17 protein-coding genes are annotated in these 20,023 nt (G+C 70.6%); 4 read left to right on the forward strand and 13 right to left on the reverse strand.

Annotated features, from left to right (window positions below):
• The 5 genes from OHB21_RS27960 to OHB21_RS27980 all read right to left on the reverse strand — a co-directional run bounded on the left by OHB21_RS27960 (position 1) and on the right by OHB21_RS27980 (position 5,478).
• Positions 1 to 762 carry a DUF305 domain-containing protein gene (locus OHB21_RS27960; protein ID WP_195124162.1) on the reverse strand — a complete coding sequence of 254 codons (762 nt, stop codon included), beginning with the start codon at positions 760 to 762 and terminating at the stop codon, positions 1 to 3.
• A complete protein-coding gene (locus tag OHB21_RS27965) occupies positions 759 to 2,336 on the reverse strand; it encodes an LVIVD repeat-containing protein (RefSeq protein ID WP_195124163.1) in 1,578 nt (525 codons plus the stop codon). Before OHB21_RS27965 ends, OHB21_RS27960 begins: the two co-directional genes overlap by 4 nt.
• A gap of 515 nt (positions 2,337 to 2,851) precedes the next feature.
• A complete protein-coding gene (locus OHB21_RS27970) occupies positions 2,852 to 3,547 on the reverse strand; it encodes an esterase/lipase family protein (RefSeq protein ID WP_195124164.1) in 696 nt (231 codons plus the stop codon).
• Entirely contained in the window at positions 3,544 to 4,491 is a 948-nt protein-coding gene (locus OHB21_RS27975) for an LLM class flavin-dependent oxidoreductase (protein ID WP_195124165.1), read from the reverse strand. The genes OHB21_RS27970 and OHB21_RS27975 overlap by 4 nt, the downstream gene beginning before the upstream one ends.
• Positions 4,492 to 4,497: 6 nt before the next feature.
• Positions 4,498 to 5,478: an NADP-dependent oxidoreductase gene (locus tag OHB21_RS27980; protein ID WP_067502286.1), complete on the reverse strand. Its 981-nt coding sequence runs from the start codon at positions 5,476 to 5,478 to the stop codon at positions 4,498 to 4,500.
• Positions 5,479 to 5,645: 167 nt separating this feature from the next.
• Between OHB21_RS27980 and OHB21_RS27985 the strand changes: the two genes are divergently transcribed.
• The 3 genes from OHB21_RS27985 (at position 5,646) to OHB21_RS27995 (ending at position 7,636) form a co-directional block, all read left to right on the forward strand.
• Entirely contained in the window at positions 5,646 to 6,113 is a 468-nt protein-coding gene (locus OHB21_RS27985) for an ester cyclase (RefSeq protein WP_067502283.1), read from the forward strand.
• Positions 6,114 to 6,147: 34 nt separating this feature from the next.
• Positions 6,148 to 6,780, forward strand: coding sequence for a TetR/AcrR family transcriptional regulator (locus tag OHB21_RS27990; RefSeq protein WP_067502277.1), 633 nt, complete (start codon positions 6,148 to 6,150; stop codon positions 6,778 to 6,780).
• A gap of 289 nt (positions 6,781 to 7,069) precedes the next feature.
• A complete protein-coding gene (locus OHB21_RS27995) occupies positions 7,070 to 7,636 on the forward strand; it encodes a dihydrofolate reductase family protein (RefSeq protein ID WP_067502342.1) in 567 nt (188 codons plus the stop codon).
• A gap of 119 nt (positions 7,637 to 7,755) precedes the next feature.
• Here OHB21_RS27995 and OHB21_RS28000 read toward each other — a convergent pair whose 3' ends face one another.
• Both OHB21_RS28000 and OHB21_RS28005 read right to left on the reverse strand, forming a co-directional pair.
• Positions 7,756 to 8,661, reverse strand: coding sequence for a 3-methyladenine DNA glycosylase (locus OHB21_RS28000; RefSeq protein ID WP_067502340.1), 906 nt, complete (start codon positions 8,659 to 8,661; stop codon positions 7,756 to 7,758).
• Between the two features lie 159 nt (positions 8,662 to 8,820).
• Positions 8,821 to 10,641 carry an ABC transporter ATP-binding protein gene (locus tag OHB21_RS28005; RefSeq protein ID WP_195124167.1) on the reverse strand — a complete coding sequence of 607 codons (1,821 nt, stop codon included), beginning with the start codon at positions 10,639 to 10,641 and terminating at the stop codon, positions 8,821 to 8,823.
• Between the two features lie 79 nt (positions 10,642 to 10,720).
• On the opposite strand from OHB21_RS28005, the gene OHB21_RS28010 reads away from it, so the two are divergent.
• Positions 10,721 to 11,125 carry a MarR family winged helix-turn-helix transcriptional regulator gene (locus OHB21_RS28010; protein ID WP_232331593.1) on the forward strand — a complete coding sequence of 135 codons (405 nt, stop codon included), beginning with the start codon at positions 10,721 to 10,723 and terminating at the stop codon, positions 11,123 to 11,125.
• 31 nt (positions 11,126 to 11,156) lie between these two features.
• On the opposite strand, the gene OHB21_RS28015 is transcribed toward OHB21_RS28010, so the two are convergent.
• From OHB21_RS28015 to OHB21_RS28040, 6 genes are all read right to left on the reverse strand, one after another.
• Positions 11,157 to 12,221, reverse strand: coding sequence for a hemolysin family protein (locus OHB21_RS28015; protein WP_067502265.1), 1,065 nt, complete (start codon positions 12,219 to 12,221; stop codon positions 11,157 to 11,159).
• Entirely contained in the window at positions 12,214 to 13,590 is a 1,377-nt protein-coding gene (locus OHB21_RS28020) for a hemolysin family protein (RefSeq protein ID WP_067502329.1), read from the reverse strand. The genes OHB21_RS28015 and OHB21_RS28020 overlap by 8 nt, the downstream gene beginning before the upstream one ends.
• 230 nt (positions 13,591 to 13,820) lie before the next feature.
• Positions 13,821 to 15,257, reverse strand: coding sequence for a GuaB1 family IMP dehydrogenase-related protein (locus OHB21_RS28025; protein WP_067502263.1), 1,437 nt, complete (start codon positions 15,255 to 15,257; stop codon positions 13,821 to 13,823).
• Between the two features lie 501 nt (positions 15,258 to 15,758).
• Positions 15,759 to 16,604, reverse strand: a complete 846-nt coding sequence (locus tag OHB21_RS28030; RefSeq protein WP_067502326.1) for a DMT family transporter — start codon at positions 16,602 to 16,604, stop codon at positions 15,759 to 15,761.
• A 774-nt stretch (positions 16,605 to 17,378) separates the two neighbouring features.
• On the reverse strand, positions 17,379 to 18,908 hold the full coding sequence (locus tag OHB21_RS28035) for a DEAD/DEAH box helicase (RefSeq protein WP_195124169.1): 1,530 nt from the start codon (positions 18,906 to 18,908) through the stop codon (positions 17,379 to 17,381).
• 99 nt (positions 18,909 to 19,007) lie between these two features.
• The gene (locus tag OHB21_RS28040; RefSeq protein WP_067502259.1) at positions 19,008 to 19,949 is read right to left on the reverse strand and encodes a M56 family metallopeptidase; all 942 of its coding nucleotides are present in this window, start codon (positions 19,947 to 19,949) and stop codon (positions 19,008 to 19,010) included.
• Positions 19,950 to 20,023 lie beyond the last annotated feature (74 nt).

A 20,023-nucleotide genomic window follows, 5' to 3' on the forward strand; every position in this document is an offset into this window, starting at 1 on the left:
TCACAGTGGTGCGCCGCCGAGTTCGGTGAGCAGGACGATCATCACCCCGATCTCCTGGCCCTGCGTCTGCACCATGGATCGGGCCAGTTCCTTCACCGGGCCGCCCTCGAGCATCGCGTCCACGGCCCGCGCCATCTCGACGCCGCCCTGGTGGTGACGGATCATCAGGCGCAGGAACAGCACCTCGGCGTCGCGGCCGCGCGCCGCCGCCAGCTCGTCCAGTTCGGCCTGCGTCGCCATGCCGGGCATGGCGGCCTGGGGCGCCTCCGCGTGATGGTGCGCCGCGCCCATCCACGCCATCGGGTTGGGCGAGAGTGGTGATGCCCCTGCCAGGCGCAACCAGCCGAGCATGGTGCCGATCTCCAGGCGCTGGGTGTCGGCGAGCTGATCGGCCAAGCGGCGGACCGTGGGGTTCGCGGCCGGGTCGAGGCGCTGGGTCATGAACAGCGCCTGCTGGTGGTGCGCTGTCATGTCCTGGGCGAAGCCGGTCTCGACGGCAGTGAGAACCGGTGCGGCCGAATGCTTCTCGGGCAGAAACAGCGGGCGCAGCGCCGCGCCGAGAACCAGCAGCGTGAGTGCCAGCGACGCGTACGCGGCCAGGCGCAGCGGGCGTGACGCGATCCAGTTGGGGCTCTTGGTGTTTCGTGATTCACCGTCCCGGTCTGCCTGCTCCGCGCTCGCCGGTTCGTCGCGGTGAACTCGCGCGGGTGGGTGTTCCGCGCCGCTATGCCCAGGGGCTTCGGATGCCGGGATGTCGCTCATGATCCGACCACGGACCGCTGATCGGCGGGCGGCGTATACACCCCGTTCTCCAAGCGCAGCACCATGAATCCGTTGTCGGAACAGGCGACATACAGTTCGTTGCCGCGCCACTCCGGCGGCGAGAAGCACCAGTCGGTCGACACGTCGCCGAACGCGAGCTTGCCGGTGCGCGGGGTGAGCGCGTCGGCCGGGTTGAACTGCCCTTCCAGCACCGCGCGCACCGCCGGCGGGGCGCTCATGAGCGGCACGCCGATGATCGACGCCAGCGCGTGCGGTGAATTCCACAGTTCCAGATTGCGTCCGGTGCGGGCGGGCGGGTTGAAGTACGCGATCTCGCGCACCGCGAACGGGTCGCGCACATCGAACACCCGGATGCCCGAGGAGATCCAGCCGCACGCCAGCGCCGTCGGGTTGTGCTGCCGGTCGGCCGCGCAGTAGTGCGATTCGTAGGCGAACGCCGAACCACCCATGGACGAACCGATATTCGCGTCGATGTGCTGGGGCAGGTTGATCTCCAGCTTGAGCTTGTTCACCACCTTCGGCCGCGTGTCGTCGGAGACGTCGACGAGTTTCACACCGCCCGAACCACCTTCGTCCACGGTGAACAGAAAGTCCTTGTCGCCGTAGGTGACCGGCACGCTGTGCTGGGTGGCCCAGCCGTCGGTCCAGAAGGTGCGGCCGATGTGGTGCACCTGCGGGTTCGGGTCGCGGCGCTGCACGGCGCTGATGTCGAGCACGGTGAACCCGCCCAGCGCGGACAGATACATGCGGTTGCCGTCGGGACTGATCCCGAAGCCGTGCGCCTCGATGCCGGTGAGTCCCTGCCACACCACCCGCGGGTTGGCGGGATCGGTCAGGTCGACCGCGCTCACGAAGCCCGGCGCGATTCCGGAGGCCCAATAGGTGCGCCCGTCGGGGGAGAAGCCGCCCTCGTGCGTCGTGATCGGCAGCGGCATCAGCAGATTCGTGCCCGGGCCTGGGTTGAGCAGGCGCGGGTGGGCGCAGTCGGAGATGTCGTAGACCGACAGGTAGCCGACGCCGGTGCCGACCGGCACGCCGGTGCCCACGAGCAGCTTGCGTTCGGCGTTGACCTTCAGGCTCTCCCACGTGCCCGCCAGCATCGCCGGTTCGGTGAGGGTGGCGGTGGGGCGCGGATTCGCCGGATCCGACACGTCGAGCACCTGCACGCCCCGGCCCTCGCCCAGCAGATTACCCGGGAAGAAGGAACCCATGTAGGCGCAGTGCTCGAAGCTGGTGGAGGTGATGCCCGCGCCTCGCCCGGCGAACTGGCCCACCATCGACAGGTTGCAGCGATAGCCCTGGGTGCTGCGGCCGCTGTCCCGGTCGGCGGCGGGCACATCGCCCTGGAGACCGGGTTCGGGCATCGCGCCCGGCCCGCAGTCCGCCCGCGGTACCGACTCCCGGCCCACATCGAAGAATTCCTGAACGGCAGTCGCGATATCGGACTGCGGATCGGCGGACGCACTGCCCGGCGGCATCAGCGCGACCAGCGCGCCGACGGTGAGCAGTGCCGCCCAGGATCTGGGGCGGCGCAGTGGCGGCTGAGAGCGCATCGTCGCGGTCCCTCGGCTTTCTCGAGCACGGTGAGGCGTCACCTACCGAGACAGTGACGCAGCTGACTGCATGGTAGTAACCGTGAGTAACTTACGGAAGCGATTCGAGGGAATCTACGGGGGATTGATCTGGTAAGTAGTGCCGATTCGGGGGTGCGGGAGCGCACGGCGCATCGGTTCAGGTAGGTACTTGTTTCGTGGTTGGCGGTCGGTCAGGGTGAGCTGATGCAGGAGAACGCGGTTACTGGGCGAATCGACTGGGACAGGTGAACCCGCCCCAGCGTCGCTGAGCTCGGAACGGTTGCCAGGGGATGGCCGCGCGGCGCAGGACTCGATGCCGTCACGAGTCGTCCACGATTCCCGGATCCGCGCGGTGGTCGCCCGGAGGGCCCGTTCGATGATCTCCGATTCGCCATGCCGGCCGCACGACCTTCGGCATGCCATCATCAGAAACGTCGAAGCCATCGCTGACGAGCCGGACCGGGCGGCACGGGCGGCGATGCGGCACCGATAGCTCAGCGCCAACGGCTACCGTGCGCTCCGCGTTGCCGAGGCCGGACCGTCAGAAGCAGATGCGACAGCTGTTCTGGATCCGTGAGCATGATGTCGTGCGGGCCGTCGACGGCCTGGGTGCGATATCCGAGGGCCGCGCCGAAGTGGTCGAAAGCGTAGGTCTGAGGCCGGCAGTAGATGGCGGTTCCGGGAATTCGGTCGACGGCGCCGGTCAAGTGAGTCGGCTCGGTGAAAGTTCGCAGAGGTTGCGGTCGCAGCTGCGTCCTGAGACGGGCTGCGACGGCAGCATCGGTGATGCCGAACGCAGCGGGAGGCGGGGCCGGAATCTGTTGTCCCACAGCAGCGGTACGAACCGCTTGGACGAATGCGGGGGGAGCCAGGGTGAACATGCTGGCTCTGTCGCCACCGGCCCATCCGTCGACCAATACGATGTGGTCCACGTGATCGAGCCGCAGGTCGGCGGCTTCGCGGACCACCAGCCCCGCGTAGCTGTGCCCGACCAGCACCAGCGCCTCCGTGCGGGGTACCGCGTCGAGGGTTGCGACGACTGCCGCGACCTGGTCGTGCAGTCCATGGCGGGGGTCGGCGCCGAGGTCGGGGATACGGGTGTGCGCTCCCGCTGCGTGCAGGATCGGCGCCACCGCCCCCCAGGCCCGAGGGTCGTGCCAGGCACCGTGGACGAGAACGTATGTGGTCATGCGCGGGTCCGTCTCGGAAGCAGGGGCATTACGCGATCGGCGAATTCGGTGAGCTCGGTGCCGGGGTCGTCGGCGACAAGGCGGATCACCAGGTGCTGGGCACCGGCGGACAGGTAGTCGTTCAGCCACGCGGCGGCCGCGGCGGGTGTGCCGGAGAACAGTGCCTGTAGGGAAGCGATCGCCTCGAGGGGAGCGCGGTAGTAGCGTTCGATGCTGTGCCGCAGGCGTTGTCGCGCCAGCTCGGGGTCATCGTCGATGCACAACGTCGCGTAGAGCGCGGGCAGGACCGGCCGGGTCGCGGTGTGCTCGATGATCTTGTATTCGCTCGTGTAGTCACCGGCCGTCACCGGGTAGGGGAGCCAACCGTCGGCGAGGTGGGCGACGCGCCGCAGCGCGGGTCCGCCGCTTCCGGCCAGCCAGATCGGCGGACCCGCCGGCCGCGTGGGTGGAGGCAGGAGCCGCACGTCCTGGAAGGCGAAGTGCGCTCCTTCGTGCGTGACCTCCGTGCTGGACCACAGGTGCCGCAGAATGTCGATCGTTTCCGCCAGGCGGTCGGCGCGGGTTCGGAAATCGATTCCCATGGCAGCGTATTGGGCACGGGTGCCGGGGGTCGGGAACCCGATGCCCATACCCGCGATCAGCCGCCCCTCCGACAACCGGTCGAGGGTTGCCAGCTGATGGGCCAGCAGGATCGGATGACGTAGCGCGGGCAGCAACACGGCCGTGCCGAGCGTCGGACGGGTGGTGGCCTGGGCGACCGCGGCCAGCACCATGAGCGGATCCGCGCGTGGTCTGGTGACCGGGCTGTCGCCTGCCCATACCGAGTCGAATCCGCATCTCTCAGCGCATCGGGCCAGGTCGACGAAGGCCGTCATGTCGTGCGCGCCCAGCACGGCCTGATCCCGTGTCGGCAGCAGATAGCCGATCTTCACTGTGCTTCCCACGAGCGACTACCGGGCGCTGCGCGGTGCCGTCGTATCGAAACGACCGGGACCGGCGACGGTCAGTACGATCTTGCCGGTGGTGTGCCCGCGCCCGACCAGCTGATTGGCCTCCGCCGCGCGCGCCAGCGGCAACTCGCTGTCGATATGCACGCTCAGCCGGTCCTCGTCCACGAGCCGTGCCAGCGCGGCCAAACCCGCATGGTCGGGTTCGACCAGGAATCCGGCGGCGCGCACCCCCAGTTCGGCCGCCCGAGCGGTCATTCCGGGAGTCCACGCACTCTGCGCGTTGACCATGATTCCGCCGGGGCGCAGGCACCGCAGCGCGCCGAGGGCGCCATCACCGCCGAACATCTGGATCACCGCATCGATATCGCCGACCGCGGTGGCGACATCGGTGGTGGTGTAGTCCACCACCTCGTCGGCCCCCAGTCCCTGGACGAAGGAATGTTTGGCGGCGCTCGCGGTGCCGATCACATAGGCCCCCAACGACTTGGCGATCTGCACCGCCAGATGCCCGACTCCGCCGGCGGCCGCTGTGACCAGTACCCGCTGCCCGGGACCTACTTGGGCCACATCGACCAGCATCTGCCATGCGGTGAGTCCGGCCAGCGGTAGCGCGGCCGCCTCCGCGAAGGTCGACTTGCGCGGCATCGGCGCGAAGTGACGGGCGGGCGCGGTGACATACTCCGCGTAGGCACCCGCCTGCCGGGGGAACCACGGCATCCCGAATACCCGATCGCCGGGCTGGAACCGGGTGGTGCCGTATCCGACCTCGGCGACTACACCGGCAAGGTCCCAGCCGTGGATGAACGGCAGTTCGAGGATCCGGTTGTAGGCGGAGCCCTGGGCGGTATAGGCATCGACCGGATTCACTCCGGCCGCAACCACTTCCACAAGGACCTCACCGAATACGGGTGTCGGCCGGTCGATCTCGGCCACCCGCATGTTGTCCAGGCTTCCCCATTGTTCCTGCAGCACTGCCAGCACGACGAATCCTCCACGATCACTCAGAAAAGTACAGGGAATGTACATGGACGACCGTACTATTAGTTGACCCACTCTGTACAGCAGGTTTTACTGTCAGGAGCGATCATCGCCCACGGATCGACTGTCCGACTGTCCAACTACTTCCTCGAGGAAACCGGAGAGCTGCCATGACGAGAACCCCAATCGAGACGGTGCGGATCTACGCGAAAGCCAAGTCGCGCGCCGATGTCGAGGCCGCACTGTCGACCTGCCACGACGACGCGATGCTGGAAACCGTTCCGTTCCGGGTCGTCAGCCGTAGCAGGACCGAGGCGACCGGGCATCTGAACGGATTCTTCCGCGCCTTCCCCGACTACTCGGTCAAGCTCGAATACCTGCACGAAACCGGTGATCTCGTGGTCGGTGCCGGGACCATCCACGCCACCATGGTCGGCCCGCTGGCCGGTATCGAACCGACCGACCGCCGCTTCGCGCTGCCGTTCGCCTGTCACTGGCGTGTCCGCGACGGCCTGATCGCGCGGGAGCGGTTCTTCTTCGACTTCCACCAGATGTGCGAACAACTCGGCCTGTCGACCGATGCGGCGGCGGCGCGGTTCGCCGCCTGGCGCGACACCGCCCGGTCGCGCCGAGCCTGAAATCCCCGGACAGCTGTCCTAGTAGCCTGTCCGCATGGACAAGAGGGTGCAGCGCGGACTTCGATCGCGACAGATCATTCTGGACCGGGCGATGAACATCGCCTCGGTGGAAGGACTGGAAAGCCTGTCCGTGCGGCGCCTGGCCACTGAACTCGAGATCAGCAAGAGTGGTGTCTTCGCGCAGTTCGGGTCCAAGGAGGAGCTGCAACTGGCGACGGTGCGGGCCGCGATCGATGTGTTCTCCGCCCGGGTGATCCGCCCGGCCATGAGGGTGCCCGCCGGGATCCGGCGGGTCAGGGCGCTGTCCGAATCATGGATGGACTACGCGCGACAGCCTGTATTCGAAGGCGGCTGCTTCTTCATCTCGGTGGCGCCCGAATTCGACACCCGCCCCGGACGAGTCCGCGACGCTCTGGCCGCGGCCCGCCGCGACTGGCACACCCTCTACACGACCACTGTCACCGAGGCCCAGCAACTGAGCGAGATACACCCCGGCATCGAGGCGGCCGACCTGGCCTTCGAACTCGACGCGATCGCCCGTATCGCCGCCGAGGACGCCGCTTTGCTCGACGACTACCCGCGATACGACCGAGCCCGGCGGATCATCGCGAACCGCCTGCGCGCGGCGGCGACCGATCCAGCGGCACTCGACCGCGACCTGCACTGACAACCGGGCCAAGGAAGCCGGGGTGATGCCCCGCAGCCACGATCGGGAGCCGGCGATGGGAACCGCTGGCCCAATCGTATGACCGGCCCGCGATGCTCCCCCGACCATGGGTGGCGTGCCCGTGCGGTGGGAGTGGCCGGCAGCGGGCCGCGTTGTCACGGGAGATTGCCGGTGGCGCGGGTGACGGGGTCGGCCAGGTACGGAGTATTCGACGAAGGTGTCACCCCCGGCCGGCCGTAGTTCGCGTGGCGTCGCGATGAATTCCGCGCTCGGGCGCAGTCTGGTCTATATGGGCAGACTCATCTATGGCTTCACCGTCTCGGTCGACGGGTACATCGCGGACGCGCGGGGCAGTATCGACTGGTCCGATCCGAGCGACGAGCTCCACCAGTACTGGAACGACTTCGAGCGGGAGACCGCGCTGTCGTTCTACGGGCGGCGGCTCTACGACCTGATGTCCGCGTACTGGCCGACCGCCGACCAAGCTCCGGACGCCACGCCGCTGATCGTCGACTTCGCCCGAATCTGGCGCGACATGCCCAAGGTCGTGTTCTCACGCACCTTGGAGTCGGTCGACTGGAACTCCCGCCTGGAACGCGGCGACCCGGTGGAGGTGGTGCGGAGGCTGAAAGCCGAGACCGACGGCCAATTGGAGGTGGCGGGTGCGACGCTGGCCGCACCGATCGTGCGGGCCGGACTGGTGGACGAGTTCCGGATCGTGATCGCACCCACGGCGGTGGGCGGCGGCATACCGTTCCTACCGACCCTGCCGTCGTGGATCCCCCTGCGACTGCTGGAGAACCGCACCTTCCCCGGCGGGACAGTTCTCCTGCGTTACGAGGCGATACGCGAATGAGCGGACACGCGGGCTCACGCCGGCCGCGATAGCCACAGGCGCGACCGGCACCCGTCGCTCCTGTCGATTCGGGACGCTCGCGCGCGATCGGTTCGGTGTACGTGGGTGTGCGCTGGCGCTCAGCGCGAGTGGGCTGGGAGGTGGGTGAGGAGGTGTTCGCAGTGAGCGAGCAGCTGCGCGCGCAATTCCGCCGCGCGGTCGGCGAGCTCGGATTGCGTGCGGACGTATTCGGCTCGGCCGGTGGGGGTTTCGATGGGGACCGGGGTGTAGCCGTAGGCGGTGAGGTCGTAGGGGCTGGCGCGCATGTCGAGTTCGCGAGCGGCGCAGGCTAGGTCGAAGCAGTCGAGGAGGAAGTTCGAGGGGATCAGGGGGACCAGTTTGAAGGTCCACTTGTACAAGTCCATGTTGGCGTGGAGGCAGCCGGGTTGTTCGGTGGCGACCTGGTTTTCGCGGGTGAGGGGGGTGGCGTTGCGGCCGACGGCGTCGGGGGTGAAGAAGCGGTAGGCGTCGAAGTGGGTGCAGCGCAACGCCATTGATTCGACTACCGCGTCGGTGCCCGCGCGGCCGAGGCGGAGCGGCACTGTGCGGTGGCGGACCTCGTCGGTGTGGTAGACCATCGCCCACTCGTGGAGTCCGAAGCAGGACAACCGGGGTGGGCGGGATGCGGTGGCGCGCAACAGTTTCGCGATGAATTCGAGAGTGCCCGCGCGGCGTTCCAGGTACTCCGGGTCGGGCGCGAACACATCGGGCTCGCCCACTCGGTGGTACCCGCGCGTGCCGTCGTACTCCCGCGCCTCCGCGAGCGCGTTCCCGATACCCGGATGCCAGCGCCGCAGCTGCGCGGGCTTGTGGCCGTAGTAGGTGAACAGGAAGTCGATCACCGGGTGGGTGGTCCCCGCCGCCCGCCGCTCGAGATACGGCCCGGCGAGCCGATCGAACCGCTCCCGGTACGCGGCCGCCGCGGCCCGCCACTCGACCGGCGAGAGTACTCGCGGGTCGTGTCCGGGATCGTCGTGCGTGCTCACCGGACCATTCTCCCGCACCGGCCTCGGGTGGCCGCTCTGCCCCCGGACCTCGGTGTTCGGCCCGGCGGAACTGCCCGACGCACTGGCGAATTCGTATCGCAGGGGCCGGGCACAACGAAGGCGTGTGCCGGGGTCGAGCTGGTCCGGTGGCATCGGTACTCAGGCCGCCACGGCCTCGGCCGCCCCCTCGAGCCGGGCGTACCGTCCTCCTTCGGCGATCAGCGACGCGTGGTCGCCGCGTTCGACCACGCGCCCACCGTGCAGGACGGCGATCTGGTCGGCGTCGCGGATGGTGCTGAGCCGGTGGGCGATCGTGATGACCGTGCGGCCCCGCGCCACCACGTCGATGGCGGCCTGCACCGCGCGCTCGGTCTCGTTGTCGAGGGCGCTGGTGGCCTCGTCGAGGACCAGGACGCGCGGGTCGCGTAAGAGGGTGCGGGCCAGGGCGATGCGTTGCTTCTCGCCGCCGGAGAATCGGTGGCCGCGGGCGCCGACCACGGTGTCGTAGCCCTGGGGGAGGGCGGTGATCAGGTCGTGGATCTGGGCGGCGCGGGCCGCGCGTTCGATCTCGGCGTCGGTGGCGCCGGGCTCGGCGTAGCGGAGGTTCTCGCGGATGGTGGTGTGCAGCAGATAGGACTCCTGCGAGACCACGCCGACGATGCGGGCGAGGGTGGCCGACGGCAGGTCGCGGACGTCGACGCCGTCGATGGTCACCCGGCCGCCGGTGGTGTCGTGCAGCCGCGCGACCAGTGAGGCGAGGGTGGTCTTGCCCGACCCGGTCTCGCCGACCAGTGCCAGCGTCGAACCGGGAGGGACGACGAGCGATACGCCGTCGAGCACATCGGGGCCGGTGGGGTCGTAGCGGAAGCTGACGTCCTCGAACTGGACTTCGCCCGTGACGTCGCGCGGGTCGAGGTGGACCGGCCGGGCGGGCTCGTCGATCTCGACCGGGAGGTCGAGGTAGCCGAAGATCCGGCTGAACAGCGCCATCGAGCTGGTGACCTCGACACCCACGTCGAGCAGGCCCATCAGCGGCCGGAACAGCGCGGATTGCAGGGTGGTGAAGGCGACCAGGGTGCCGATCGTCATGCCGCCGCTGGTCGCGGGGAATCCGGCGGCGAGGTAGATGAGGGCGGGGATCGCCGCGAAGACGATGTTCATGGTGGCCATCCGCCAGCGGCCCGCGAGGCGCGAGCGCACCTCGAGGCCGACCAGGTCGCGCGAGGTCTTCTCGAAGTGGGCGCCGGTGAGCGGGCCGGTGCCGAGTGTCTTGCCCAGCAGCACGCCGCTCACCGACAGTCCCTCCTCGACCTGGCCGTGCAGGTCGGCGAGGCGGCGCTGGCGTGCGGCGGTGAGGTCGCGGCGCAGTACGGCCACGCGCCGGGTCAGCCAGATCGCCGGCGGCAGCACGACGAGCGACAGCAGCGACAGCCGCCAGGACAGGACGGCCATCGCCACGGCGGTGCCCGCGACGGTGGTGATATTGCCGGCGAAGGTGGTCGCGGTGGTGGTGACCACCGACTGCATGCCGCCCACGTCGTTGATCAGGCGCGATTGGACTTCGCCGCCGCGGGTACGGGTGAAGAACGCCGTCGACTGCCGCTGCAGGTGGCGGAACACGTCGGTGCGCAAGGTGTGCATGACCTGCTGGCCGACGGTGGTGGAGATCAACGTCTGGACGACGCCGAGCACCGCGGTGATCACGGTGACGGCGAGGATGCCGCCCACCGCCCAGAGCAGCAGCGTGACGTTCTGGTGGGGCAGCGCGTCGTCGATCACCAAGCGCAGCAGGAACGGTGAGGCCAGGCTGATCGTCGACGCCGCGACGATCAGGACGGTCAGCACCGTGAGCTGAAGTGTGTAGGGCGCGAAGAGCGCGGCGATCCGGCGCAGGGAGACGGGCGACTCGCGCAGCTGCGCGCGGTCGGCCGGGTCGAGGCGGCGGGCACGGCCGCCGCGGGGAGATTCGTTGTCGTTCACAGGCAAACCCCCTCGGGTTGTGCGTTATGCTGAGGTTACCTCAATATCCGGTTAGGTAAACAAACGGAGAGGCGGATTTGTGCCCGACACCGAGAGCGAGCTCCTGATGCAGGTGGCCAGGACGCTGCGCCGGCGCTGGGCGGCGGCATACGCGCCGCTGGGGTTGACCCCGCACCAGGCCCGCGCGATGCGGGTGATCGGTGAGCACGACGGGGTGCGGCTGTCCGCGATCGCCGAGGCGTTGCGCATCAGCCCTCGGTCGGCGACGGAGGTGGTGGACGCGCTGGAGGTGGCCGGATTGGTCACGCGCAGGCCCGATCCGACGGACCGTCGCGCGACGCTCGTCGCGGTGACCGAGAGGGGTGGGCGGACACTGGGCACCTTGTCCGAGGCCAGGGCGAAGGAAGCCGATGAGTTCTTCGGGCAGCTCAGCGGTCGTGAGCGGGCGGTGTTGCGCGACATCCTCGGCAAGCTCGCCGGCTGAGTTGCGCGCGACCGCGCGGAGGCGGTTTCGACTACTCCGCGTTGCGGTGGGTGGTGTCGCGCACCGTGCCGACGAACTCCTCGACCAGGTCCTCCAAAGCGACGATCCCGATCGTCGTGCCGCGCGGGTCCACGACCCGCCCGAGATGGCTGCTGGTGCGGCGCAACCGGGCGAGCGCCTCGAACAGCTCGGCGCTCGCGCTGAGCGTGGGCAAGGGGCGGATGTCGGTGCGGGGGACGGGGGTTCGCGGCCCGGCGGATTCGTCGGCGACCTTGTCGAGCACGTCTTTCACATGCAGGTAGCCGACCAGTGAGCCGTCGCTCGCGCGCACCGGGTACCGGGAGAAGCCGGTCTCGGAGACGGCGGTCTCGATATCGCCGAGGGTGGTGCCGTCGCCGCGCAGCGGCACCGAGCGGGTGACGGCCAGCGGCACCATCACGTCGGCGACCACGCGATCGGAGGTGCCCAGCGCCTGGGTGAGGCGGCGGTGCTCCTCCTCGTCCAGCAGTCCCTCGGACCGGGATTCGCCGATCATCTCCGCCAGTTCCACGCTGGAGACCGTGGCCTCGAGCTCGTCCTTGGGCTCGATGCGCAGCATCCGCAAGGTCAGGTTCGCCGCCAGGTTGTAGAACGCGATCAGCGGGCGCGCCAGCCGCAACCACACCAGGTGCGCCGGCACCAGCAGCAGCGCGGTGCGCTCCGGACCGGCCAGCGCGATGTTCTTCGGGATCATCTCGCCGAGCAGGATGTGCAGGATCACCACGATGGTCAGCGCGATCGCGAACGACACCGGATGCAGCAGCTGATCGGGCAGTCCGACCAGGGCGAACGGCTGCTCCAGCAGGTGCGCGACCGCGGGCTCGCCGACCCGGCCCAGCAGGATCGAGCAGATGGTGATGCCGAGCTGCGCGGCCGCCAGCATCATCGACAGGTTCTCGCCCGCCTTGATCACCGTGGTCGCGTTGCGTTTGCCTTGTGCCGCAAGCGCTTCCAGGCGGTCGCGGCGCGCGGAGATGAGCGCGAACTCCGCGCCGACGAAGAACGCGTTGCCCGCCAGCAACACCACCGTGAGCAGCACGCCGAACAGATCACCCATGGCGGGGCTCCCCGCCGGTGCGCACGGCCAGCTCCGCGGGCGAGACCGGGATCAGCCGCACGCGGTCGATGCGGCGGCCGTCCATGCGTTCGACCCGCGCGATCCACCCGCCCGCGCCGTCGCCCTCGTGGTGGGCGGGCTCGGGCAGCAGCACCTCGTCGCCGAGGCCGGGGATGCGGCCGAGCTGGGTGAGCACCAGGCCGCCGAGCGTCTCGTACTCGCCCTCGGGCGCGTCGTAGCCGGTGGCGCGCGACACCTCGTCGACGCGCAGCAGGCCGGAGCAGTCCCAGCCGTCGGCGACGCGGCGCACGTCCCGCTCCTCCTCGTCGTGCTCGTCGCGCACGTCGCCGAGGATCTCCTCGATGATGTCCTCCATGGTGAGCATCCCGGCGGTGCCGCCGTATTCGTCCACCACCAGCGCGACCTGCATGCCGTCGGCGCGCACGCGCTCGAGCACCGCGTCGCCGTCCAGGCTGGCCGGCACGATCGGCACCGGTTTGGCCAGAAAATGCAGGGGCACGCGCCGGCGCACCGCCGCCGGATGGGTGAATGCCTGTTTGACGTGCACCACGCCGAGCGTGTTGTCCAGATCGCCGTCGATAACGGGGAACCGGGAGAAACCGGTGCGACTCGCGGCGGCGAGCAGGTCGCCGATGGTGTCGGACCGGTCGAGGGCTTCGATCTTCACCCGCGGTGTCATGAGCTCCTCGGCGGTGCGCTCGCCGAACTGCAAGGACCGGTCCACGATCAGCGCGGTGCGCTGGTCGAGCGCGCCGCGCTGCGCGGAGGTGCGCACCAGCGAGCCGAGTTCCTGCGGGGAGCGCGCCGAACGCAGCTCCTCGGTGGGTTCCACGCCCAGTCGGCGCACCGCCCAGTTCGCGGTGCCGTTGAGGAAGTGGATCATCCCTTTGAACACCACCGAGAACGCGACCATCGGGCCCGCCGTGGTGCGTGCGGTCGCCATCGGCTCGGCGATCGCGATGTTCTTGGGCACCAGTTCGCCGTAGATCATCGACAGCGAGGTGGCCAGTACGAGCGCCAGCGCCAGCGCCACGCCGGTGGCGGCGCCCGTGCCCAGCCCGACGGCCGCCAGCGGCGGGGTGAACAGGCGCGCGAGCACGGGTTCGGCGATATAGCCGGTGATCAGCGTGGTGATGGTGATGCCGAGTTGGGCGCCGGAGAGCTGGAACGAGAGCGTGCGGTGCGCGCGGCGCACCATGCGGGCGCGCACGTCGCCCTCGCGGGCGTGCGCCTCGACGGTGCTGCGTTCCAGTGCGGTGAGCGAGAATTCGGCCGCCACGAACAGCGCGGTGCCCGCAGTGAGCGCGACGAAGCCGACCAGGCTGAGCACGGTGAGGACGGTGGACACGCCGGTCACCGCCCCTGAATCGCACAGGGAGAGCCACAACGGCGGCGGCGCGCGGCGAGAAGGAAGGCGCCGGGTCGGTCACCCGGCTCGGTAGAGGAGCCCTCCTGAGCGGCGCCCTCGGACGCGGGTGACAACGGGGTCCTTTCGGCGTGCGGGAACGGTTGCCGGACACCGCCGGCAACCGTCATGTTACCGGCCCGCGCACTCGCTCGCGCGGGCCGGTGGCGCGCTCACCACCCGCCGGGCAGCGGGCGCCCTTCGGCGAATCCGGCTGCGGACTGCACGCCCAGCACGGCCTTGTCATGGAACTCGGTGAGCGTGCGCGCGCCCGCGTAGGTGCACGCGCTGCGGACGCCGGAGCAGATGTGGTCGATGAGGTCCTCGACGCCGGGGCGTTCGGGGTCCAGCCGCATCCGCGAGCTGGAGATGCCCTCCTCGAACAGCGCCTTGCGGGCGCGGTCGAAACCGCTGTCGGAGGCGGTGCGGGCGGCGACGGCGCGCTTGGACGCCATGCCGAAGCTCTCCTTGTAGGCGTTGCCGTCGCGGTCGACGCGCAGGTCGCCGGGCGATTCGTAGGTGCCGGCGAACCAGGAGCCGATCATCACGTTGGACGCGCCCGCCGCCAGCGCCAGCGCCACGTCGCGGGGGTGGCGCACGCCGCCGTCGGCCCACACGTGTTTGCCGAGTTCCTTTGCGGCGGCGGAGCATTCGGCCACCGCGGAGAACTGGGGGCGGCCCACGCCGGTCATCATGCGGGTGGTGCACATGGCGCCGGGGCCCACGCCGACCTTGATGATGTCGGCGCCCGCCGCCACCAGGTCGCGGGTGCCCTGCGCGGACACCACGTTGCCCGCCGCGAGCGGCACGCCCAAGCCGAGATCGGCGACGGCGCGCAGGGCCTCCAGCATCTTCGCCTGGTGGCCGTGCGCGGTGTCGATGACGAGCAGGTCGGCGCCCGCGTCGACCAGGGACTTGGCCTTGGCGGCCACGTCGCCGTTGATGCCGACGGCGGTGGCGACGCGCAGCTTGCCGCCCGCGTCGACGTTGGGCTGGTAGATGCCCGCGCGGATGGCGCCGGTGCGGGTCATCACGCCGGCCAGCGCACCGTCGGCGTCGGTGAGCACGGCCAGGTGCGCGTGCGCGGCCTCGAGCAGGTCGAACAGCTCGCGCGGCGAGGTGGTGGCGGGTGCGGTGACGAAATCGGCGGCGGCCACGTCGCGCAGACGGGCGAAGCGGTCGACGTCGGCGCAGGCGGCCTCGGTGACCACACCGACCGGCTTACCCGCCTCCACCACGACCACCGCGCCGTGCGCGCGCTTGTGCATGAGCGCGACGGCCTCGGACACCGAACGCTCCGGGTCCAGCGTGACGGGGGTGTCGGCGGTGAGCGAGCGGCTCTTGACGAAGGCGATGGTGTCGGCGGCCGCGCTGATCGGCAGATCCTGGGGGAGCACCACGATGCCGCCGCGACGCGCCACGGTCTCGGCCATGCGCCGGCCCGCGACGGCGGTCATATTGGCCACGACGATCGGAATGGTGGTGCCGGAACCATCGACGGTCGACAGATCGACGTCGAACCGCGACGCCACATCCGTCCGATTCGGGACGAGGAAGAGGTCGTCGTAGGTCAGGTCGTACGGCGGCTGATGTCCGGGGAGAAACTGCACTTGACCCATGCTAACCGGTCGGTGGGAGTGGTGTGGGATTCCGGGTGGGGGCGAGGCAGTCGAGCCGTGCGGTGCGGGGCATGGACAACCGTGTGCCGAGCAGTCGGCGGTGTGGCGATCGAGAAATCTCCGCGGACGAGCGGCCGACGGGTCGGTCCAGATCGGCACGCCCGCCGTCGGCGCCGGCCTGGGCGGCAGGTGAGTGCGGCCCGGTCGGCGCGGTGCAGCTTGTCGGGGGCGCGGCGTCCGAGCGGGCGTGGGGACGAGGTGGGTCCTAGACGGCTGCCTGTCGACCGTGGCGATCGGGCGGTGTCGCCGCGCGGCAAGAACCCCTGGGTGAATGCCGCCTGTCGTGGACCAGACCTGCGCCACCGGGTGGCCGTCCGCATCTATCGTCGACTTGGCTGGCATGGCCTTCCAACCAGATCCCGGCGCCGGACGCTACTGCCCCTCGCCGGCTCGGCACTCCTGGCGGCGGTCCAGCGGTGAGGGCGGGTGCGCTCACTCCTCGGCTTGGGCGCGGGAGAGGCGGATTGTGGTGGCGCACATGATGATTACGGCGCTGACGGTGATCGCGAGCCCGAGGGTGTCGGTGCGGAGGTGTTCGCCGAGGACGGTGAGGCCTAGGAAGGCGGCGGCCATGGGTTCGGCGATGGTGGCGGCCGGCAGGGAGGAGGCGAGGGGGCCCGCCTGGTAGGCGCGCTGGCTGAGGTAGAGGCCGACGGCGCCGGCGAGCACCAGCGCCCAGGTCTGCCAGCTGGTGACGACGGTGCCGATGCCCTCGGTGAACAGGTCGGTGACGTGGGTGGTGAGGGCGGCGGCGATGCCGAAGAGCGCACCGCTCGCCGCGCCGAGCAGCAGCGCCTTGCGGCCCGGCGCGGCGGACGTGCGGGCCAGGACTGTCGCCGCCGCGACCAGCGCCAGCAGCACGGTGAAGGGAACGATCCAGTGCGCGGCCGCCGCCGTGGTCTCACCCGCCGACGGGTTGCCCACCACGAGGAAGCACACCAGCGCCGCGACCAGCGCCAGCGCGGCGGCCCAGGTGCGCGCGTCGATGCGGGTGCCGTTGAGCCAGGCGGCGAGCGGCAGCGCGAAAACCAAGGCGCTCACCAGGATCGGCTGCACGAGCAGCACGGTTCCGAAGGCGAGCGCCGCGACCTGCATGCCGTAGCCGCCGGCGTCCCCGACGATGCCCGCCCACCACCGCGGACTGCGCAGCAGCCCCCGCACCAGCGACGCCTCGCCCGGCACGGCCGCGGCCGCCCGCTGCTGCGTCACCGACGCGACCGCGAACAGCGCCGCGGCCAGCAGGGCGAACACGACGGCGAGAGCGGGATCGTGCGGCACGTGCATCAGTTTGCTACCGGATAGCGCCCCCGCGACACGCCGCGCGCCGAACACGGACTCCTACCGTGCATCCCGGGCGTGTCGCGAAGGCGGCGGGGCGCACCTGGAGTGCGGCACGGCCCCGCACGAGCGCCGGATCACGCTGCGGGGGAGTGCGGAGGAGGTGGCCGCCCATTGTCGGCCGCGCCGCGGAGTACCCACCGTGATACCCGCGGACCACGGAGAGCCGGTGCTGATTCGGACACCCAATGCGCCGAACGGTCCGCGCAAAGGTGCCCCGTTTCGCGCGCCGCGGTGGTCCGCGTCCGGACCCTCGCGGACTCGCCTCGGTGGTCCACTTGCCCCGGTCGGATACGACCCGGAGCCCCGCAGCGCCGTGGTCCAGGTGTTCGTCTCGGCCTCGGAACGACACCGGCCAGGCCCCACACGTCGATTCCAACTCGCTGCCGGCGGGCGCATATCGATCGCGGGTCAGCTCCTGCGGCTGGACCGGGCCCCGAGCGGTTGGCCTCCAGCTCAGTTCGTGTGGCTTGGACTGGGCCCGCGAGGTTGTGCCGAGCTCAGCTCGTGCGGCCTGGACTCAGCCCGAGTGGCTGGACTCGGCTCGCGCGGCGCGGACCCGGACTGCACGGCCCCGGCCCGCGCGGTGGGGACCCAGCCCGGGAGGCTGGGCCCCAGCTCAGCTCGTGCTGCCCGGACTCAGCTCGAGCGGCTGGCCCAGATCGCGTGGCCCGGACACGGCCCGCACAGTTGGGACCCAGCTGCTGCCCGAACTCAGCTCGCGCGACGGCGGGACGCCGAGGCGGTGTGGCGCCTACCGCCCCCATCGCGCGACGCCACACGCGAGGCGCCCGGCGCACCCTCGGCCCGGCGAGCGGAGCGACGGGCGGGAGACGCGGCGTGCGCGCCGTCGCGGGACGTGGCCGTCTCGGAGCGGGTGCGGGTTCCCGCCGCGCCCTCGGTGCGCCGGCCGGATTCGCGCCTGCGCGGGGAATCCGTTGCGTGACGGGTGGATTCGGCGGCGCGCTGCGCCGAACGCGGACCACGCCCGCGACCACCGCTGCGGCCGGGGGTCTGGGTGCGCGACGGCGCGGTGGGCGCGGGTGCGGTGGGGGCCGGGACCGCGAGGCCGGACGGTTCCCGCGCGCCGGTGATCGCGGCGAGCCGGGGATCGCCGGGCCGGATGTCGACACCGGAGATGTCGACGCCCGCCTTGCGCGTCATCTTCTCCACGTCGGCGCGCTCGTCCTCGGTGACCAGAGTGACGACCACGCCGTCCTCACCGGCGCGCGCGGTGCGACCGGCGCGGTGCAGGTAGGCCTTGGATTCGGCGGGCGGGTCGGCGTGCACCACGAGGGAGATGCCGTCGACGTGGATCCCGCGCGCCGCGACGTCGGTGGTGACCAGCACGGGGACCGAGCCGTCGGCGAACGCGGCCAGCGTGCGGGTGCGGTTGTTCTGCGCCTTGCCGCCGTGCAGCGCGCCCGCGGCCACACCGGAGGCGCGCAACTGCTTGGCGAGCCGGTCGGCGCCGTGCTTGGTGCGCACGAACAGGATCGTCAGCCCGTCGCGCGCCGCGATCCGCTCCAGCACGGCCCGCTTGTCGGCCTTGCGGACGAACAGCAGGTGGTGGGTCATGGTCGACACCGAGGCCGAGGGCGGCGCGGTGGAGTGGGTGACCGGCGAACGCAGGTAGCGCTTGACGAGCTTGTCGACCTCGCCGTCCAGCGTGGCCGAGAACAGCAGGCGCTGACCGTCTTTGGGCGTGCGGTCGAGCAGTTTGACGACCTGGGGCAGGAAGCCCATATCGGCCATGTGATCGGCCTCGTCGAGGGCGGTGATCCGCACGTCGCTGAGGTCGGCGCTGCCTTGCAGGATCAGGTCCTGGAGGCGGCCCGGGGTGGCGATGAGCAGGTCGACGCCGCGCGCCAGGCGGTCGGCCTGGCGCTTGATCGGCGCACCGCCCACCACCGAGGCCACGCGCAGCCCGAGGGCCAGCGCGGGCTCGTCGAGCGCGCGCTCGATCTGGGTGGCCAGTTCGCGGGTGGGCACGAGCACCAGCCCGCGGGGGCGCCGCGGCTTGGCGGGATTGCCCGCGAGGCGCACCAGCATGGGCAGCCCGAAAGCGAGGGTCTTCCCGGACCCGGTCGGACCGCGGCCGAGCACGTCCTTGCCCGCGAGGGCGTCCGGCACGGTCGCGGCCTGGATCGGGAACGGGGCGTCGATGCCCGCGTTGCGCAAGGCCTGGACGAGGGGGACGGGCAGACCCAGATCCGCGAAGGTGACGGTGGGCGAGGAGGTCAAGTGGTGCCTTTCGACGAGGTGCGCGCATCCCTGCGCGGCAACCCCGAGGCGGGGTCGAGCGAAGAAGCGCCCGAACGGGTGCCCGGCGGCGACGCCGGGTCAGTAGTGGCGGAACAGCCGACTGAGTTCGACCAGCCAGGGTACCGCGACAGCGAGGGTCGGAACCACCAGGATGGCGACCGAACCGAGATACGCGGCCGCCGCGATGCGGATATCACCGACGCGTCCGCTGAGACGCTGGATACGGATCAGGGTGGTCGGCCCGCCCGCGGCGAGCGCACCCTGCGGCGCTGTCGACTTGGCACACGCTACCAGGGCGCGGGCCAGCGGCTTGGGTCCGGTGACCTTGACGGCCGAATCGTCGGCGAGCAGTTCTATGAGCAATTTCACCGAACCGAGCGCCGCCTTGCTGCGGACCACGCGCGGGAACGCCTCGTGCACGGCGGTGAACGCCTCGAGCACGAGGTCGTGGCGGGCGCGCAGATGCGAGCGCTCGTGGCTGACGATGGCGGTGATCTCGGCGTCGTCCAGATTGGTGAGCGTGCCCTCGCTGAGCACGACGCGCTGGCGCAGCCCGGGCAGGCAGTAGGCGATGGGTTCGGTGGCCGCCAGCACGCGGATGTCGTTGGCGCGCCTGCGCGGGCCGCTCTGGTCCAGCAGGTCGACCAGCATGCGGTGGCGGGCGCGGCGGCGGCGGGTGTGCACGCCGACGCGGATCACCGAGAAGATCAGGCGCGCGCCGATGAACAGGGTGAGCGCGAAGACCGTGACGTAGGCGATCCAGAGCGGGAGGCCGAGTGCGTCGATCTCGCTGGTGGGGGAGGTGGTCGGCCGTCCGTCGGGGCCGGGGACCAGCAGCAGCGAGGCGATGGCCAATCCGGAACCGAAGGCGCTCAGCACGGCGGCGAGCGCGATGGCCTGCCACAGCACGAGGGCGGCGCGGGGGGTCCGGTACGGCCATTCGGCACGGCTGAGCAACGCGGGTGCGGGCCCCGCGAGAAGCAGCGCGAGACCGGCGAAGACCGGCGCTGTTGCGTTCATCGACTCAGCTCACTGCGTTGTGGGACCGGTGCCTCACGGCTCTGTGAGACCCCGGGGGCCGTCCTGGCCGCCCC

This window comes from Nocardia puris, from assembly GCF_036051655.1.
Classification (GTDB): domain Bacteria; phylum Actinomycetota; class Actinomycetes; order Mycobacteriales; family Mycobacteriaceae; genus Nocardia; species Nocardia puris.

Coding starts and splice junctions, on each gene's coding strand:
- OHB21_RS27960 (WP_195124162.1), bottom strand. CDS start 762: ATGAGCGACATCCCGGCATCCGAAGCCCCTGGGCATAGCGGCGCGGAA.
- OHB21_RS27965 (WP_195124163.1), bottom strand. CDS start 2,336: ATGCGCTCTCAGCCGCCACTGCGCCGCCCCAGATCCTGGGCGGCACTG.
- OHB21_RS27970 (WP_195124164.1), bottom strand. CDS start 3,547: ATGACCACATACGTTCTCGTCCACGGTGCCTGGCACGACCCTCGGGCC.
- OHB21_RS27985 (WP_067502283.1), top strand. CDS start 5,646: ATGACGAGAACCCCAATCGAGACGGTGCGGATCTACGCGAAAGCCAAG.
- OHB21_RS27990 (WP_067502277.1), top strand. CDS start 6,148: ATGGACAAGAGGGTGCAGCGCGGACTTCGATCGCGACAGATCATTCTG.
- OHB21_RS27995 (WP_067502342.1), top strand. CDS start 7,070: ATGGGCAGACTCATCTATGGCTTCACCGTCTCGGTCGACGGGTACATC.
- OHB21_RS28015 (WP_067502265.1), bottom strand. CDS start 12,221: ATGGGTGATCTGTTCGGCGTGCTGCTCACGGTGGTGTTGCTGGCGGGC.
- OHB21_RS28040 (WP_067502259.1), bottom strand. CDS start 19,949: ATGAACGCAACAGCGCCGGTCTTCGCCGGTCTCGCGCTGCTTCTCGCG.